Source organism: Dokdonella soli (genome assembly GCF_039523175.1).
Lineage (GTDB): Bacteria > Pseudomonadota > Gammaproteobacteria > Xanthomonadales > Rhodanobacteraceae > Dokdonella_A > Dokdonella_A soli.
Genome location: NZ_BAAAEU010000024.1, coordinates 683853 through 699770, shown reverse-complemented (window position 1 = coordinate 699770; position 15918 = coordinate 683853). Strand labels below are relative to the sequence as shown.

Sequence of the window (15918 nt, the reverse complement as noted above, 5' to 3'; positions counted from 1 at the left end):
TTCGGACGTCGCGGTCGCGAACTTACCGCCACGCACAGGCGGCGGCGACATGAGTTTTCAGAGTGCCTTAGCCGCGGGTGTCGTCCGCGGGTTGCGCGAGCCGAGGGCGATGGGCGGGCCGCGCATGGGCGCATCGACCTAGTTCGGCTTCGATCATTGCCTGGAAGCGATTGCTGCCGAGTGCGCGTTGTTGCTGGACATAGATGCGGATCTCGGCGAGTTCGTCTTCGCTCAGTGTTTCGGATACGAGCTGGCGGTATAAGCGCTGGCGCTCATCGGGTGTGGCTCCAAGCGCCGTGTAGCTCGGATGCGGGTGGATCAGGGGGTCATCAGCACCTGCCGCGTTGGCGTTATAGCTGGACCAGCGATAGTCCTCCGGCGCGGCGACCATCGCCGCGCGCACCGGATTGAGTTCGATGTAACGATAGCAGCGCAGCAGGTAGGCTTCCGAGTCCACCAGGCGGGACTTGTATCGTCCCTCCCAGAGCGTGCCGCTGCGTCGATGTCGCGCATTGAACGTGGAGACATACATCCGCCCGAGGGATTGCATCATCGATGCGGTGGCGCCCGGCGTGGCGGGAGACGCCAGCAGGTGGACATGATTGCTCATGAGCACATAGGCATGAATCGAGCAGTGATGGCGCAGGCTCGCTTCGCGCAGTACGGTCATGTAGCGTCGTCGGTCGTCGTCATCGAAGAAGCACGGCATGCGGTTGTTGCCGCGCTGCACGACGTGCTGCGGAACGTGGGCGAGATCGGGGCGAGGCAAACGGGCCATGCGCGAATCATCCGTGACTTCGCTGGCCGAGCCACCGGTACCTGGTTGCGCCTGTCCGTCAGAAATTCGCTACAGCAGGCGTGCGAAAAGACACTCTGATCTTGTTATTTCTTCGCTACCCTGTGCACTAACTTGGCTGCAAAGACTGCCGACCGGATCATCGACGTGTTTTCCGCCAGTGAGAAGCGATAGCGCTTGTCGGAATTCTGCGCGCGGTGATCTCGCAGTCGTTGCTGTCGGGGGTAGCCGCGTCGCCGCGCATGAGATCATGGTTGGCATCCCCGCGATCCGAAACTGATCCGCAAGGAGATGGTCAAGCGCTGTCTGGTCGCGCGCCAGCGTTCGGTTACGCGAAGAACAAGGAAATCTTCAAGTAGGGGTGATGGTAGCGTGACGCAATTTGCCCGTCGCGCTACCGCCGACTTGGAAAACCACTGCTCCGCCTGACATCGATGTGCAGGTTGACGGTCCTCCCGTCGTCGTATTGCTTGCTCACATTGAGCGTCGCCGCGTTCGACACGCCGGTGCCGAAACCCTTCGCGTAGCCGACGGTCGTGCTGAAGCTGCCTGATATCAGTGTGTCCGAAGCATCTCCGTTGCCTCCCACGTCGCCGTAGTAGGTACCGGGCGGATCCGCGGCCGTTGCGGCGGCGGCGTCGTGGGCGGCGGGCAGTTTCAGATCCAGCGGCTGTGCCGGCGTCTGCGCCTGTGCAGATGGCGCGAATGCAGCGATCAGTACAGCTGTGATACCCGCTTTCATGGAAACTGCCTTCGATGTCGGTGCGTCGGCGATGGTGGCATCGCTGGTTCGTCAGCGCGTGTGGACCGCCTTGTGCCCAGCGGGTGCAGTGAAGCCTATGCGCCCCGACCGATGGCAGCCAGTGTAGGGCGGCGCGTCGTTCAACGGGCGGTCGATCGGAGTCGACTCACTCGAATTTGCAGGTCGCTTACAAATCGCCGTGTATGGCCTGCAAGGCCGCGAGCGCGGCGAGTCCGGCGGTTTCCGTGCGCAGGATGCGAGGACCCAGCCGCAGTCCGCGGAAGCCGGCCTGTTCCAGCGTCGCGAGATCGTGCTCTGAGAGGCCGCCTTCCGGTCCCACTGCCAGTGTCGCGGCATCGATCGACGCGAGTTCGCGTGCGGCGACCTCGCCCTGCGGATCGAGTGCGAGGCGCAGGCCGGCTTCGTCGGCGATCGCGGCGGCCCAGTCCGCGAGGCGGATCGGCTCGTGGAGTTCCGGCAGGCGGTTGCGGCCGCACTGCTCGCAGGCGGACGCGATCACCGCTTCCCAATGCGCGAGGCGGCGTTCGGCACGCTCGGCATCGAGCTTCACTTCGGTGCGGTCGGTGATCAGCGGCACGATGCGGGCGACGCCGAGTTCGGTCGCCTTCTGCAGGATCCAGTCCATCTTCTCGCCGCGTGCGATGCCCTGGCCGAGCGTGATGCGCAGCGGGCTTTCGCGGTTCGCCGTAGCAGCGGATTCGAGCACGCGAGCGGTCACCGAACGCTTCGCCAGTGAGGCGAGTTCGCCGGCGTATTCACCGCCGTCGCCATTGAACAGGCGCAGCGGATGGCCGCGGTCGAGCCGCAGCACGCGCGCGATGTGTTGGCCGGCCTGCACCGGCAGTTCGACTTCGCGGCCCGGCTTCAGCGGTTGCGGCACGTAGATGCGTGGGATGCGCATATGGGAAGTGTAATGGACAGGGTTTGCGCGCGGAGCAATAGCCGTGATCGCGTGCCGATTGGTTCCGTAGGAGCGGCTTCAGCCGCGATGGCTTTTCAAGCCCTCCCCATTCAAGGCGAGGGTTGGGTGGGGATGGTGTTCATCGCGCTGTGGCAAGCATCGCGGCTGAAGCCGCTCCTACGACAGCGCTGGATCACGAGCTTCAAGCGACGGCGATATCGATACCCTCGGCAGCAACCTCGACCATGAAGTCGATCTCGTCCGGCGTGATGCAGAACGGTGGCATGAAGTAGACGACATTGCCGAGCGGGCGCAGAACGGCGCCGCGTTCGAGTCCATGTCGATACACGCGCAGCCCGCGGCGCTCATTGGCAGGGAACGGCGCGCGCGTCTTTTTGTCGCGGACCAGTTCGATCGCGGCGATCATCCCGGTCTGGCGCACGTCGGCAACGTGCGGATGATCGACGAGCGGCGCGAGCTTCGCGGCGAGATGCGTGGCCAGCGCGCGATTGCGTTCGAGCACCGGTTCGTCGCGCAGCACATGCAAGGTCGCCAGCGCGGCGCGGCATGCAATGGGATTGCCGGTATAGCTGTGCGAATGCAGGAAGGCTTTGCCTGCGGAGTACTCCGCGTAGAACGCCGCGTAGACCGTCTGCGTTGTCAGCACCGCGGACAACGGCAGGGTGCCGCCGGTCAATCCCTTCGACAGGCACAGGAAATCCGGTGCGATGTTTCCCTGCTCGCAGGCGAACAACGTGCCGGTGCGGCCGAAGCCGACCGCGATCTCGTCGGCGATCAGGTGCACGTCGAATTCGTCGCAGAGCGCGCGCAGGCCGGTGAGATAACCCGCGTCGTGCATGCGCATGCCGCCGGCACACTGCACCAGCGGCTCGACGATCACCGCGCAGACCTCGTGCGCGTTGTGTTCGAGCAGCGCGCGCATCTCGCGGAGTCGGCGTTGTGCGCACTCGGCCGCGCTTTCGCCCGGTTCGCTCTCATACGCATCCGGTGAGCGCGCGAAGATCGGTTGCATGAGCAGAGGCGCATAGGTTTCGCGGTACAGCGCGACATCAGTCACCGACAACGCACCGAGCGTCTCACCGTGATAACCGCCGCTCAGCGCGATGAAGCGCGTGCGCTCGCCTCGGCCGAGGTTGCGCCAATAGTGGAAACTCAGTTTCAGCGCGACCTCGATCGCACTGGAACCGTTGTCCGCGTAGAACACGCGATCGAGGCCGGCCGGCGTGATCCGCACCAGCTCCTCGGCGAGTTCGATCGCGGGTTCGTGCGTGAAACCGGCCAGCATCACGTGGTCGAGCCGATCGAGCTGGTCCTTCAGCGCGGCCACGATGCGCGGATGGCGATGACCGAGCAGGCAGGTCCACCACGAACTCACCGCATCGAGGTAGCGTTTGCCGTCATGGCCGGTCAGCCAGGCGCCCTCGGCGCTCGCGATCGGCAGCATCGGCAGGGTTTCGTGATCGTGCATCTGCGTGCACGGATGCCAGACCACGGCGAGGTCGCGCACGGCGAGGCGGTTCGCAAGGGAAGTGTCCATGGCCTATGATCCGGGCCGGTCTGCCTTGAGCACAAGTCTCGCCATGAAACATCTGCGCTCCCCGTCGCCGCGAACCCCGCGCGGTTTCACGCTGATTGAAATCCTCGTCGTCGTGGTGATCCTCGGCATCCTTGCCGCGATCGTCGTGCCGCGCGTGATGGAACGTCCCGGCGAGGCGCGCGTCACGCGCGCCAAGCAGGACATTCAGGGCATCGTGACCGCGTTGAGCCTCTACAAGCTCGACAATTTCGTGTACCCGAGCAGCGAACAGGGCCTCGACGCGCTGGTCACCAAGCCGGCCGGCCAGCCGGATGCGCCGAATTGGAAGGGCCCCTACCTCGATCGCGTCGCCAAGGATCCGTGGGGTCGTCCGTACCAATACCAGCATCCCGGCCAGCACGGCGACATCGACGTCTACAGCTTCGGTGCCGACGGCAAGCCCGGTGGCGAGGGTGAGGCGGCCGACGTCGGCAACTGGGATCAGTGATCCCCGCTCCCGGCGACTCCGGCAATGCTCGCGAAAGCCCGATTTCCCCTCTCCCCCAACGGCATCATCGTTGGGGGAGAGGGTAGGGTGAGGGGGCGAGGCCGCGAACTCATGAAGCACTGGATTCTCGCGATGCGCCGACGGTGCGCTGCTTCAAGCCAACCGGAAGCTGCATGCGTCCGCAGCCCCGCCCCCTCACCCCAGCCCTCTCCCCCAACGATGAAGCCGTTGGGGGAGAGGGAGCAGTGCGGCTTCACGTTGCTCGAACTGCTGGTCGTGGTGGTCATCGTCGGCGTGCTCGCAGCCGCACTGACGATCGCGATCGGCGGCACCAGCGAACGCCAGCTCGCGAACACCTCGGAGCGCTTCCAGGCGCTGCTCGGGCATGCCTGCAGCGAGGCCGAACTGACCGGCCGCGAGATCGGTGCCGTCGTCAGCGCGGACGGCTATGCGTTCAGACGGCTCGACGGCGACGCATGGCGCGACCTCGGCACGGACGGCGAGCTGCGCGCACGACGCTGGCCGGAAGGGCTGCGCATCGAATTCACGCGCGAAGGCCGGCCGCTCGAACTGGCGACGCCGCAGCACGATGCGCCACAGGTGGTCTGCTTCTCATCCGGCGAGCTGACGCCGTTCTCGCTGGTGCTGGCGCTCGGCGATGCGCCGCGCTATCGCGTCCAGGGCAAGGACGATGGCTCGCTGAAAGTCGACAAGGTCGGGCCGCCACGATGACTCAAACGCGCGGCTTCACGCTCATCGAAGTGCTGATCGCGCTCGCGGTGGTCGCGCTCGCGCTGATCGCGTTGACGCGTGCGGCGAGCGTGCAGGTGCAGGATTTCGATGCGCTGCGCGAGCGCACGCTGGCCGGCTGGGTGGCCGCGAACGTCCTGACCGAGACCCGACTCGCGAGCCCATTCCCGGCGACCGGGCGCAGCGACGGCCGCGTTCAGTTCGCCAGCCGCGGCTGGCGTTGGGAGCGCGAAGTGAAGGCGACGCCGGACGCGCAGATCCGCCGCATCGACATCCGCGTGTTCGCCGGTGAAACGCATGATCCCTCGGCGGCGCTGAGCGGTTTCGCCGGCACGGCGTTGTCGCCATGAAGCGGCCTTCCAGCGGCTTCACGCTGATCGAACTGCTGGTCGCGCTGGTCGTGTTCGCTGCGCTCGCGGCGGCTGCCTACGGCGGGCTCGCGGCGATCGCGCGCACGCGAGGTGCGCTTGCCGTGCAACAGGATCGCTTCGCCGCGGTCACGCGCACAGTGTCTGCGCTGGAACGCGATCTGCGCCAGACGGTCTCGCGCCCGGTGCTCGGCAACGATTCCGCCACGCTCCCGGCGCTGGCCGGCTCGGCGGAAAGCATCGAGTTCAGTCGCCTTGGCTTCGCCAATCCACGCGCGGAACCGCGCAGCAATCTCGAGCGCGTCGTCTATGCGCTCGATGCCGGCACGCTGCGCCGCGGCCATTATGCGGTGCTCGATCGCGCGCCGAATTCAGTCCCGGCTACGACGGCGCTGCTCGATCGCGTCGGCGATTGGCGACTGCGCTACTACGGTTGCGACGGCGCGTGGCGCAACGCGTGGCCGCCGCGCGACGTGCTCGGCTGCGATCTCCCGCGCGCGGTCGAATTTCGTTTCACGCTGGCGGACTTCGGCGAGATCCGGCGCATCGTCGAGCTGCCCTCACCGTTGCCGCCGAAGGCCTCGCCATGACCTCGCTGCCTCGTCGCCAGCGCGGCGTCGCGTTGCTCGTCGCGCTACTGGTCGTCGCTCTCGCGGTGATCCTGATCGCGGCGCTGCTCGACCGCGGCGAACTCGCGTACGCGCGCACGCGCAACGTGCTGCGTTCCGAGCAGGCCGACGCTTATGCGCATGGCCTGGAAATCTATGCTGCGCAGATCCTGCAGGCGTCGCTCAGCCTCAATCCAGGCGTGGATACCAACGCCAGTCCGTGGGCCCTTCCACTGCCGCCGCAGCCGGTGCCGGGTGGCGTCATCAGTGCGACGATGCGCGACCTCAACGGCTGCTTCAATCTCAACAACCTGATGCCGCCGCCACTAGGGAACACGAACTACACAACCTGGAACGCGGTTTTCAAGCGCCTGCTCATTGTGCAAGGCATCGATCAGGGGCTCGCAACATCGATCCAGAACTGGTTTGATCCGTCGGGGATCTCCGTCGATGACAACTACTACTTTTCGCTGCCCGTGCCGTATCGGGCGTCGCATCGCAGTTTCGCCCATGTCTCGGAACTACGCTTGGTGCGTGGCGTGACCGGCGACGTCTATGCGCGGCTCGCGCCCTATGTCTGCGCGTTGCCACCGAATACGAAGATCAACATCAATACCGCGAGCGTGCCGGTGCTGCGCGCGCTTGGCGCGTCGCAGCTGACCCAGGCGCAGGGAGAGCGGCTCTGGCAGAACGGACAGGCCTATTGGCGGGAAGTCACGACGCTGGCAGACAAGTGGAATCGACTGGACATAAAGATCGATCCCGCTCTCGTCACGCAGACACCGCTCCTTGACGTCGCCAGCACCTACTTCCTCGCCCGCGGCGAGATCGTGCTCGACGCCGTGCCGTTCACGTTCTACAGCCTGATCGAAAGACCCAGGCAAGGTTTGATCCGCGTGCTCGAACGCAGCCGCGGTAGCGATGACGCGCTGGTCGCGCCGGCGCCGCTCGCGATTGATGGCGGGAAGGACACGACGCTGCACTGACAGCCCGTATCGACTTCCATCCGTTCGCGCTGAGGTATCGAAGCGCGGGCGGCATGTCCGTTCACCCTTCGATACCCCAGGGCGAACGGAGGGAGGTGGTCATTGAAGGCCGCAGAGCCTCCGGCATGGTGGCGATCTCGTCTACAATCCCCGCGTTTCGACGCCACCGATCAAGCCACCGACATGCCCGATCGCCTGCTGCTGCGCCTTTCTCCCGACGGCGGCCTGACCTGGCTGCGCCAGGCCGGCGCTGCGCGCGTGGCGTCGGCGTCCGCGCCGGGTTTGCCTCCCGCGAGCGCGCTCGAAAGCGCCGGCGAGATCGTGGTATTGGTGCCGAGCGAGGACGTGCTGCTGACCGAGGCGAAGCTCAGCGCGCGCAACCGCGCACAGCTGCTGCAGGCGCTGCCTTATGCGGTCGAGGATCAGTTGCTGGCTCCGGTCGAGGAACTGCACTTCGCCGCGTCATCCGGCAACGGCGACCAGGTCGGCGTCGCGGTCGTCGCGAGAGCCAAACTGCGTGCGTGGCTGGACACGCTCGGCGCGGCCGGCATCCGCCCCGACATCCTGATTCCCGACGCGCTGGCGCTGCCGGCGGGCCAAGGTCGGGCGAGCGCGTTGATCGAGGAGGGTCGTGCGGTCGTGCGCCTCGCGGCATGGTCGTCGTTCGCCTGCACGTTGGCCGAGTTGCCCGGTTGGCTGGCACAGGCGCAGGCTGCGAACGCGCTCGCGCCGCTCACGGTGCACGATTTCCGCGCGGCGCCGGCGCTCGCGTTGCCGGTGCCGGTCGCAGGCTATCAGGACCGTCAGCGTGATCCGCTCGCGTTTCTCGCGGCGGCGTTTGACGACACGGCCTCATCGTCATCCCGGCCATGGGCTGGCCGGGGCCCAGGCAGGGAAACAATCAACCTGCTCGAAGGCGAATTCACCGCGCGGCATCGCGCCGCGCGCGGTGCGCGCTGGTGGCGCATCGCAGCGGCACTGGCGGCTGCCGTCGTGGTGCTCGCCATCGCAAACCTCGGCTTCGACGTGCTGCGACTGTCGCGAGCGTCCGCGCGCATGGACACGCTCGCGCAGGAGGCGGTGCACAAGGCGTTTCCGGACATCGATGCCGCGCAACTGGCGCGCCTAAGCCCTGAACAGCTGATGCGCGGTCGCCTCGATCGCCTGCGCGGCGGAGCCGAATCGAGCGGCCTGCTGCGCGTGCTCGCGCAGATCGCGCCGGTGCTCGGTACGAACTCGCCGACGCTCATCCAGACACGTGGCATGGAATACCGCAACGGTACGCTCGAACTCGCGCTGCGTACGCGGGATGTGGCCATGCTCGACAGCGTGCGCGAACGCCTCGCCACGGTGCCGGGCCTGAAGGCCGAGGTGACCGCCGCGAATCCGGGTGCGGACGGCGTCGACGGGCGCATCCGCATCAACGGGAGCGCCCCATGATCGCCGCCTGGTGGCAGGCGCTGGCGCCGAACGAGCGGCGCATGCTCGGCATCGGCACAGTCATCGTGGTCGTGCTGCTCGGCTGGGCGCTGCTCTGGCATCCGCTCGCGGCCAAGCGTGCCGAGCTCGAACAGAATGTCGAGAACCAGCGCCGCGATCTTGCCTACGTGCGCCTCGGTGCGGCCGAGGTCGAAAAGCTGCGCAGCGCCGGCACGCGCTCGCGTGCGGACCGTCAGGGCAAGTCGTTGCTGGCGCTGGCCGACGCGACGGCGCGCGCGGCCGGCCTCGATGCGGCGCTGAAGCGCGTCGAACCGGTCGGTGCGCGCAGCGTGCGGGTCAGCTTCGAGGCGGCGAACTTCGATGCGCTGGTGCAATGGATCGAGGGTTTGTCGAAAGGCTACGGCGTCGAGGCCAGTGACCTGTCGGCGGACCGCGCGGACGGCATCGGTCTGGTCAACGCGCGTGTGACCTTGCAGGAAGCGCCATGACGGTCGTGGTTTGAACGATCGTTTGAAACCGTGTTAAGACAATCCACCCAATCCTGATCGGCGTGGCGTGCGGGTCGTCACGCCGATGGCGGCGGCGCGATGCGCCAACACCACTTTCCCGGAATCCAAGGAAAATGCGCGTCTTCAAGATCCTGCTTGCGCTGCTCGTGTTCGTGCTGGTTGTCGCAGGCATCCTTGCCTGGACGCTGCCGGCCGATGTCGGCTACCGCTATGGCACCCGCTATCTCGGGCCGGTCGCGCTGACCGGCATCAGCGGAACCGTCTGGAACGGTCATGCCGATGGTGTCAGCGTGTTCGGGCACGATATCGGCGAGCTCGACTGGCATGCATCGAAGGGGCCGCTGCTGCATGGGCAGTTCGTTGCGGACGTGCGCATCAAGGGTGCCGGTGTGGACGTTGCCGGCGAGTTGGCGCGCAGCGCCGGCATGATCAGCGCGCGCGATCTGCGTTTCAGCATGCCTGCCGCGCTGCTCGCGCCAGTGCTCGACATCGGCACGCTGAAGCTGCTCGGCACGATCAGCGGTGTCGTCAACCAGGCGACGCTCGCGAACGCGATGCTGCGCGATGCGAGCGGTAACGCACGCTGGAGCGACGCCGGCGTGGCCGGCCAGGCCGAGGCGCGCTTCTCCGACATCCTCGCCGAATTCGCCTCGCAGCCGGATGGCAGCGTTGCCGGCACGTTGCGCGACGATGGCCAAGGCACTCTCGCGGTCGACGGCACGTTCAAGGTGCGGTTCGCCACGACCGATGCGCAGGCGCGACTCAGCGCGCGCAATGGCGACGCGCAGATCACCGAGGCGCTGCGTTATATCGGCGAGCCGCAGCCGGACGGTTCGACGAAACTGGTCGTCCACGGCCAGATTCTGAAAGTGCTTTGAGCATGTTGCCGACCGGCGATTTTCTCGCCCGCGCGCTCGTCGTCGCGCATCGCGCGGCCGATGCGGCCGAAGCGGTGATCCGCCCGCGCTATCGCGCGCAGGACTTCTCGGTGGTGACCAAGCCCGATGCGACGCCGGTCACCGAGGCGGATCGTGAGGCCGAGGCTGCGATCAAGCGCGTGCTGCGCGCCGAGTTTCCCGATCATGCGTTCTACGGTGAAGAGGAAGGCCGCGAAGGCGAGGGCGATTTCCTCTGGCTGATCGATCCGATCGACGGCACCAAGGCGTTCGTGCGTGGCTATCCGATGTTTTCGACGCAGATCGCGCTGATGCATGTGGGCGAACTCGTGCTCGGCGTGTCCGCCGCGGGCGAGTACTGCGAGCGCGCCTGGGCCGTGCGCGGCGGCGGTGCATTTCTCAACGGCAAGCAGTTGCAGGTCGCCGATACGCGCGAGTTCGGCGCGCAGACGGCGATTTCGACCGGCAACCTGAAATCGTTGGCGGCGGCGCCGGCGCGCTGGAATGTGCTGGCCGATCTCGTGCGTCGCGTCGGTCGCATCCGCGGCTATGGCGACTTCCTGCATTACCACCTGCTCGCCCGCGGCGCGATCGACCTCGTGATCGAATCCGACCTCAACATCCTCGACATCGCGCCATTGGTCGTCATCGTGCGCGAGGCCGGCGGCGTGTTCACCGATCTCGATGGCCGCGCGGTCGGTCTCGACACGCGCAGCGCGCTGGCCGGAACGCCTGCGCTGCATGCGCAGGCACTGGCTGCTTTCATTGCCGCGCGATAACGCCGCCGATGGCCCGGCGGTGCTGAACGGGTTGTCCGCGCGACTGCATAGCGCGCGCCGCGTACAATGCGGCCATGCCAAAGCCGCCGGTCATCCACGCGACCCGCTCGCTCGAAGCGAGCCGGTTCCTGCGTGCCGAACAAGTCGATCTCGAGTTCTCGAACGGTGAGAAGCGCACGTTCGAGCGGCTGAAAGGCTCGGGACACGGCGCGGTGATCATCGTGCCGATGCAGGACGAGGACACCGTGCTGCTGGTGCGCGAATACGCGGTCGGCATCGACCGCTACGAACTCGGCCTGCCGAAGGGGCGCCTCGATCGCGACGAGACCGTCGAGCAGGGCGCCAATCGCGAGCTCAAGGAGGAGATCGGGTTCGGCGCGCGCGAGCTGCACATCCTCGGCAATCTTTCCGTTTCGCCGGCCTACATGACGGCGATGACCGACATCGTGCTCGCGCGCCAGCTCTATCCGGAGCGCCTCGTCGGTGACGAACCGGAGCCGCTCGAGGTGGTGCCATGGCGGATGTCCGAGTTGCACAGGCTGCTCGAACAGCCGGACGTGACCGACGGCCGTTCGATCGCCGCACTGTTCATCGCGCGCGAATATCTCGCCGGACGTTTCCGGCCGCAGCCATGAGCTCGGAACTCGAACGCCTCGCGCGCGGCGCCGCCGAGATCGCACGGCATGCAGCCACGGCGATCCTCGAGGTCTACCGCTCCGACTTCGCGGTCGAGCACAAGGACGACCGCTCGCCGCTGACCGCGGCCGACCTCGCCGCGCATCGCGTGATCGTCGCTGGCCTGCATGACCTTGCACCGCAACTGCCGGTGTTGTCCGAGGAATCCGCGGACATCGCCTGGCCCGAGCGGTCGCGCTGGGTGCGCTACTGGCTGGTCGATCCGCTCGACGGCACGCGCGAGTTCGTCAAGCGCAACGGCGAATTCACGGTGAACATCGCGTTGATCGACGACCACAAACCGGTGCTCGGTATTGTGCAGACGCCGATCAGCGGAGAGCTCGCCTGCGCCTGGCAGGGCGGCGGCACCTGGCTGACGGACGCGGGCGGCAGGTCGCGGCATGTCGGTACGCGCCGGCGCGCGTCGCCGCTGGTCGTCGCCGGGAGTCGTTCGCATGCATCCGAGCACGAAACCGACTTGCTCGCGCGGCTCGGGCCGTGTGCGAAGTTGCCGCTGGGCTCGTCGCTGAAGTTCGTGCGCATCGCGGCGGCCGAGGCCGACCTCTATCTCCGTCTCGGCCCCACCTGCGAATGGGATACCGCGGCCGGCCAGTGCGTGCTCGAGCAGGCGGGCGGTGCGGTGCTCGATTTCGAGGGAAGGCCATTCCGGTACAACACGCGCGAGTCGCTGATCAATCCGGATTTCTTCGCGATCGGTGATCGGGATGCGGACTGGTCCGCGCTGCTGGCGTAGCCCGTAACAGCGTTTCAGCCACAGTCGTTTCAAGCCTTCCCTTCAAGGGTTGGGAGGGGATGATGTTCAACGTGTCTCGAAGAGCATCGCGGCTGAAGCCGCTCCTACAGCCAATCTGATTTTCCGACCCACCGCCGACATGACGAGCGACTCCACAACCCTCCGCATTGATGACTTGCTGACGATCATGGCGCGTTTGCGCGATCGCGAACGCGGCTGTCCCTGGGACCTCGAGCAGACCTTCGAGACAATCGCGCCGTACACGATCGAGGAAGCGTACGAGGTTGCCGACGCGATCGACCGGCGCGACTTCGCGCATCTTCGCGATGAACTCGGTGACCTGTTGCTGCAGGTCGTGTTCCACGCGCGCATGGCCGAGGAGGCCGGGCATTTCGCGTTCGGCGACGTGGTCACCGCGATCTGCGACAAGATGGTGCGTCGCCATCCGCACGTGTTCGCGGATGCGTCATTCGAATCCGCCGAGGCGCAGACCGTGAATTGGGAGGCGCTCAAGGCCGACGAGCGCAGCGCGCGCGGCGATGCCGACACCAGCGCGTTGGCCGGCATCTCGCGCGGCCTGCCCGAGTGGCAGCGCGCGTTGAAGCTGCAGCAGCGCGCGGCACGTGTCGGCTTCGACTGGCCGGACGTGAACCCGGTGTTCGACAAGCTGCACGAGGAGATCGACGAGGTACGCGCCGAATTCACCGACGGCGCCGATGCGCAGCGCCTGACCGACGAGATCGGCGACGTGTTGTTCGTCTGCGTGAATCTCGCGCGGCATGCGAAGGTCGACGTGTCGCACGCGTTGCGCCATGCAAACGCGAAATTCGAGCGACGCTTCCGGCGCATGGAAGCGATCGCGATGACGTCGGGCGAAACGCTTGCCGGCAAGCCGCTCGCGGAGCAGGATGCGCTCTGGAACCGTGCCAAGGCCGAGGAGAAGTCCGCCGGCTGACCGCGACACACCACGGGCTGTCAGGCGGCGTCCAGGCCCCTGTAATCGCAACCGCGAAATCCCGAATGCATGGATGCGCCCTGCGAGGAGCGTCGCCATGTATCGCATCGACAAGCATTGCGCCGGTCTCTGCGCGCTGTCCGGACTGCTCGTTTTCGCCCCCGGAGTCGCCGCCAGCGACGGCGTCGTTGGCCCGGCCAACTGCAACGAAGTCGGTTTCAGCAGTGTGCTTGCCACGGTCGACGGCAGCGGCGGCGGCAAGATCACATTCAATTGCGGCGCGGCCGCGACGATCGCGTTCACGAGCTACAAGACGATCGCGAACGCGGTCACGATCGACGGCGGCGGCAGGATCACCTTCGACGGCGGCAATGCGTCGCCGTTCCTCCAGGTGTTCGCCAGCGCCAGCGTGACCCTGCGTCGCCTGACCCTGCAGCACGGCGTGTTCAATGCCAGTCATGCGCTGGAGAACTTCGGTGTCCTTGCGCTCGATACCGTGCGTGTGCTGAACAATTCGTCGACCGAGACGCCGGTCGCGAACTACGGCACGTTGACGGTGAGCTGGAGCACGTTCTCCGGCAACGCGGCCACGTCGTCAACCAGCGGCGACGGCGGCGCCATCGCCCACACCGGCACGGACCTGCATGTCAGCACGAGCACGTTCAACGGCAACAGCGCCGCACGCTACGGTGGCGCGATCTACAGCAACAGCCCCGCCACGATCGTGAACTCGACGTTCGCCGCCAACGCGGGCAGCCTCGGTGGCGGCGCGTTCTACCAGACCGGAAGCGGCGCCAGTTCGGTCACGTACACGACAATCGTCGGCAACACCGCTCCATTCGGCGCGGGGCTCTACAACGACGGCGGCGCGACCAGCACGCTGACGATCGGCAAGTCGATCGTCAGCGCGAACAGCGCCGGCAACTGCGATGGCGTGCTCGCGACGGCCGGCTACAACCTGAGCAACGACACGGGTTGTGGCGGCGTGTTCACCGGAACTGGCGACCTGGTCAACCAGAGCCTGCCGATGGGCGCGCTGGCCAACAATGGTGGTCCGACACTCACGATGCTTCCGCAAGCCGGCAATCCCGCGATCAACCACATACCGGCCGCACAGTGCGCGATCTTGGTTGACCAGCGCGGTGCCGGCAGGCCAAGTGGCGTTGGCTGCGACAGCGGTGCGGTCGAGGTCGGGGGCATCATCGATCTGATTTTCGCCGACGGCTTCGACGGATGAGTCCGTTGCAACGCGGGGAGTGATGCGCACCATGAAAAAATCCCGCGGAACCTTAGGTTCCGCGGGATTCGTGTTGCCAGGTGCAGGCAACCGCCTGCACGGATCCGTCAATTGACGATCAAGAGCACTTCTTGCCGTGCGCAGCATGCGCGCCCTTGGCGATCGCATCCGCCTCGGTCGTGTACTCGCCCTGCTTGGTTTTGCCGTACCACTCGTCCTTTTCGCAGTGGTAGACCTTCGACTCGGTGTTGAGCCAGACCTTGCCGGCGCCACCGCCCGGAGCGGCGGTGCGTGAGGCCGGATTCAGCGCGGCCGGCATCGCGGAGTGGGTCGGTGCGGGTGCAGCCGGCGCGGGTGCCGGCGCCGCCGGTGCCGCAGCAGGCGTCATCGGCGCGCTGCTCTTCGTCGTTGCCGCTGCAGCCGTACCCGCTGCGGCCGGCGCGCCGTACCACTCTTTCACACCCTTGTGGCCGCGGCAGGCGCCTTTCTTTTCGGCGCCCGAGTAGTAGGTGCCGTCCTTGCAGAGACCGGTCGAGCCGGCAGGTGCGGCAGCGGCCGGCGCGGCTGCAGGAGCGGCGGATGCGGTTTCGGTGTCGGCCTTGGATTTCCTGGATTTCTTCGTTGCGTTGTCCGCTGCCGGCGCGGGCGCAGCGGCGCTGGCGCCGTACCATTCCTTGACACCCTGGTGGCCGCGGCAGGCGCCCTTCTTGGTTTCGCCGGAGTAGTAGCTTCCGTCCTTGCACAGCCCGGTAGTGCCGGCCGGCGCGGTCGCCGGCGCCTGCGCTTGAGCGCCGAGAGCTGCGAGGAATCCCAGACTCATCGTCAACGACACGAGCAGAGCTTTCATATCACTTCTCCTGGACAGGGTGGATGGACTGCCGCGTTCCGGATGGAAGCGCGCGCGCAGCATGCCAGAGAAAATATGAACATAGCGATGCTGCGGCGCCGGAAGATGCAACGAATGTTGACCGGGAGGCCGGGCGCGCAGTGAGCGGCGGTCAGCGCAGCGGAAGTCTGGTCGTTACAGCACCGCCAAACCATGCTGCGTATGCACACACGACATCAACCGGCCGGACGCCGACGAAGCGCATGCGCTACTCCTTGAAGATGAAAAACGCGGCCGCGACGATCAGCGCAAAACCGACCAGATGGTTCCAGCGGATCGCCGCGCCGAGATACACCACCGAAAACACCGCGAACACGGCGAGCGTGATGATTTCCTGGATCGCCTTGAGTTGCGCCGGGTTGTAGACGGCGAAGCCATACCGGTTCGCCGGCACCTGCAGGCAGCACTCGAAGAATGCGATGCCCCAGCTCGCCAGGATCACCAGCCACAGCGGCCGGTCGGTGAACTTCAGGTGGCCGTACCAGGCGAACGTCATGAACACGTTCGAACCGGTCAGCAGCAGGAGGGGCAGCAGGGTGTTCCACATGGGCGCGACTCACGAACGAGGTC

General features: G+C 66.5%; 19 protein-coding genes. 13 read left to right on the top strand and 6 right to left on the bottom strand.

Translation table 11 applies throughout. The features are described from left to right. Positions 1–67 precede the first annotated feature (67 nt). From ABD002_RS17075 to ABD002_RS17055, 4 genes are all read right to left on the bottom strand, one after another. Positions 68–730: a transposase gene (locus tag ABD002_RS17075; protein ID WP_343793262.1), complete on the bottom strand. Its 663-nt coding sequence runs from the start codon at positions 728–730 to the stop codon at positions 68–70. 460 nt (positions 731–1190) lie between these two features. Continuing rightward, positions 1191–1538 carry a hypothetical protein gene (locus tag ABD002_RS17065; RefSeq protein WP_343793260.1) on the bottom strand — a complete coding sequence of 116 codons (348 nt, stop codon included), beginning with the start codon at positions 1536–1538 and terminating at the stop codon, positions 1191–1193. Between the two features lie 187 nt (positions 1539–1725). Continuing rightward, positions 1726–2460, bottom strand: a complete 735-nt coding sequence (locus ABD002_RS17060) for a 16S rRNA (uracil(1498)-N(3))-methyltransferase (protein ID WP_343793258.1) — start codon at positions 2458–2460, stop codon at positions 1726–1728. A gap of 202 nt (positions 2461–2662) precedes the next feature. After that, entirely contained in the window at positions 2663–4018 is a 1356-nt protein-coding gene (locus ABD002_RS17055; RefSeq protein WP_343793255.1) for an adenosylmethionine--8-amino-7-oxononanoate transaminase, read from the bottom strand. A gap of 43 nt (positions 4019–4061) precedes the next feature. Between ABD002_RS17055 and gspG the strand changes: the two genes are divergently transcribed. The 13 genes from gspG (at position 4062) to ABD002_RS16990 (ending at position 14462) form a co-directional block, all read left to right on the top strand. Next, entirely contained in the window at positions 4062–4505 is a 444-nt protein-coding gene (gspG, locus tag ABD002_RS17050) for a type II secretion system major pseudopilin GspG (protein ID WP_343793253.1), read from the top strand. Positions 4506–4724: 219 nt separating this feature from the next. Then, positions 4725–5237, top strand: coding sequence for a type II secretion system minor pseudopilin GspH (gene gspH / locus ABD002_RS17045; protein WP_343793251.1), 513 nt, complete (start codon positions 4725–4727; stop codon positions 5235–5237). Then, positions 5234–5605 carry a type II secretion system minor pseudopilin GspI gene (gspI, locus tag ABD002_RS17040; protein ID WP_343793249.1) on the top strand — a complete coding sequence of 124 codons (372 nt, stop codon included), beginning with the start codon at positions 5234–5236 and terminating at the stop codon, positions 5603–5605. The genes gspH and gspI overlap by 4 nt, the downstream gene beginning before the upstream one ends. Next, positions 5602–6213, top strand: a complete 612-nt coding sequence (gene gspJ, locus ABD002_RS17035) for a type II secretion system minor pseudopilin GspJ (protein ID WP_343793247.1) — start codon at positions 5602–5604, stop codon at positions 6211–6213. Before gspI ends, gspJ begins: the two co-directional genes overlap by 4 nt. Continuing rightward, positions 6210–7217 carry a type II secretion system minor pseudopilin GspK gene (gene gspK, locus ABD002_RS17030; protein ID WP_343793245.1) on the top strand — a complete coding sequence of 336 codons (1008 nt, stop codon included), beginning with the start codon at positions 6210–6212 and terminating at the stop codon, positions 7215–7217. Before gspJ ends, gspK begins: the two co-directional genes overlap by 4 nt. Before the next feature lie 183 nt (positions 7218–7400). Further along, positions 7401–8657 (top strand): type II secretion system protein GspL, encoded by a 1257-nt coding sequence (gspL, locus tag ABD002_RS17025; RefSeq protein ID WP_343793243.1) that lies wholly within the window; start codon positions 7401–7403, stop codon positions 8655–8657. Continuing rightward, on the top strand, positions 8654–9145 hold the full coding sequence (gspM, locus tag ABD002_RS17020; protein WP_343793241.1) for a type II secretion system protein GspM: 492 nt from the start codon (positions 8654–8656) through the stop codon (positions 9143–9145). Before gspL ends, gspM begins: the two co-directional genes overlap by 4 nt. Before the next feature lie 134 nt (positions 9146–9279). Then, entirely contained in the window at positions 9280–10044 is a 765-nt protein-coding gene (locus ABD002_RS17015; RefSeq protein ID WP_343793239.1) for a type II secretion system protein N, read from the top strand. A gap of 2 nt (positions 10045–10046) precedes the next feature. Then, a complete protein-coding gene (locus tag ABD002_RS17010) occupies positions 10047–10841 on the top strand; it encodes an inositol monophosphatase family protein (protein WP_343793237.1) in 795 nt (264 codons plus the stop codon). Between the two features lie 74 nt (positions 10842–10915). After that, entirely contained in the window at positions 10916–11476 is a 561-nt protein-coding gene (gene nudE, locus ABD002_RS17005; RefSeq protein WP_343793235.1) for an ADP compounds hydrolase NudE, read from the top strand. Further along, entirely contained in the window at positions 11473–12270 is a 798-nt protein-coding gene (gene cysQ / locus ABD002_RS17000) for a 3'(2'),5'-bisphosphate nucleotidase CysQ (protein WP_343793233.1), read from the top strand. The genes nudE and cysQ overlap by 4 nt, the downstream gene beginning before the upstream one ends. 139 nt (positions 12271–12409) lie before the next feature. Beyond that, positions 12410–13225 carry a nucleoside triphosphate pyrophosphohydrolase gene (gene mazG / locus ABD002_RS16995; RefSeq protein WP_343793231.1) on the top strand — a complete coding sequence of 272 codons (816 nt, stop codon included), beginning with the start codon at positions 12410–12412 and terminating at the stop codon, positions 13223–13225. A gap of 97 nt (positions 13226–13322) precedes the next feature. Then, complete coding sequence (locus tag ABD002_RS16990) at positions 13323–14462, top strand: choice-of-anchor Q domain-containing protein (protein WP_343793229.1); 1140 nt, start codon at positions 13323–13325, stop codon at positions 14460–14462. 118 nt (positions 14463–14580) lie between these two features. Here ABD002_RS16990 and ABD002_RS16985 read toward each other — a convergent pair whose 3' ends face one another. Next, positions 14581–15309 carry a DUF3761 domain-containing protein gene (locus ABD002_RS16985; RefSeq protein ID WP_343793227.1) on the bottom strand — a complete coding sequence of 243 codons (729 nt, stop codon included), beginning with the start codon at positions 15307–15309 and terminating at the stop codon, positions 14581–14583. Positions 15310–15556: 247 nt separating this feature from the next. Next, complete coding sequence (locus ABD002_RS16980; RefSeq protein WP_343793225.1) at positions 15557–15895, bottom strand: DMT family protein; 339 nt, start codon at positions 15893–15895, stop codon at positions 15557–15559. Positions 15896–15918: the final 23 nt, after the last annotated feature.

Coding starts and splice junctions, on each gene's coding strand:
- ABD002_RS17065 (WP_343793260.1), bottom strand. CDS start 1,538: ATGAAAGCGGGTATCACAGCTGTACTGATCGCTGCATTCGCGCCATCT.
- ABD002_RS17060 (WP_343793258.1), bottom strand. CDS start 2,460: ATGCGCATCCCACGCATCTACGTGCCGCAACCGCTGAAGCCGGGCCGC.
- ABD002_RS17055 (WP_343793255.1), bottom strand. CDS start 4,018: ATGGACACTTCCCTTGCGAACCGCCTCGCCGTGCGCGACCTCGCCGTG.
- gspG (WP_343793253.1), top strand. CDS start 4,062: ATGAAACATCTGCGCTCCCCGTCGCCGCGAACCCCGCGCGGTTTCACG.
- gspH (WP_343793251.1), top strand. CDS start 4,725: ATGAAGCCGTTGGGGGAGAGGGAGCAGTGCGGCTTCACGTTGCTCGAA.
- gspI (WP_343793249.1), top strand. CDS start 5,234: ATGACTCAAACGCGCGGCTTCACGCTCATCGAAGTGCTGATCGCGCTC.
- gspJ (WP_343793247.1), top strand. CDS start 5,602: ATGAAGCGGCCTTCCAGCGGCTTCACGCTGATCGAACTGCTGGTCGCG.
- gspK (WP_343793245.1), top strand. CDS start 6,210: ATGACCTCGCTGCCTCGTCGCCAGCGCGGCGTCGCGTTGCTCGTCGCG.
- gspL (WP_343793243.1), top strand. CDS start 7,401: ATGCCCGATCGCCTGCTGCTGCGCCTTTCTCCCGACGGCGGCCTGACC.
- gspM (WP_343793241.1), top strand. CDS start 8,654: ATGATCGCCGCCTGGTGGCAGGCGCTGGCGCCGAACGAGCGGCGCATG.
- ABD002_RS17015 (WP_343793239.1), top strand. CDS start 9,280: ATGCGCGTCTTCAAGATCCTGCTTGCGCTGCTCGTGTTCGTGCTGGTT.
- ABD002_RS17010 (WP_343793237.1), top strand. CDS start 10,047: ATGTTGCCGACCGGCGATTTTCTCGCCCGCGCGCTCGTCGTCGCGCAT.
- nudE (WP_343793235.1), top strand. CDS start 10,916: ATGCCAAAGCCGCCGGTCATCCACGCGACCCGCTCGCTCGAAGCGAGC.
- cysQ (WP_343793233.1), top strand. CDS start 11,473: ATGAGCTCGGAACTCGAACGCCTCGCGCGCGGCGCCGCCGAGATCGCA.
- mazG (WP_343793231.1), top strand. CDS start 12,410: ATGACGAGCGACTCCACAACCCTCCGCATTGATGACTTGCTGACGATC.
- ABD002_RS16990 (WP_343793229.1), top strand. CDS start 13,323: ATGTATCGCATCGACAAGCATTGCGCCGGTCTCTGCGCGCTGTCCGGA.
- ABD002_RS16985 (WP_343793227.1), bottom strand. CDS start 15,309: ATGAAAGCTCTGCTCGTGTCGTTGACGATGAGTCTGGGATTCCTCGCA.
- ABD002_RS16980 (WP_343793225.1), bottom strand. CDS start 15,895: ATGTGGAACACCCTGCTGCCCCTCCTGCTGCTGACCGGTTCGAACGTG.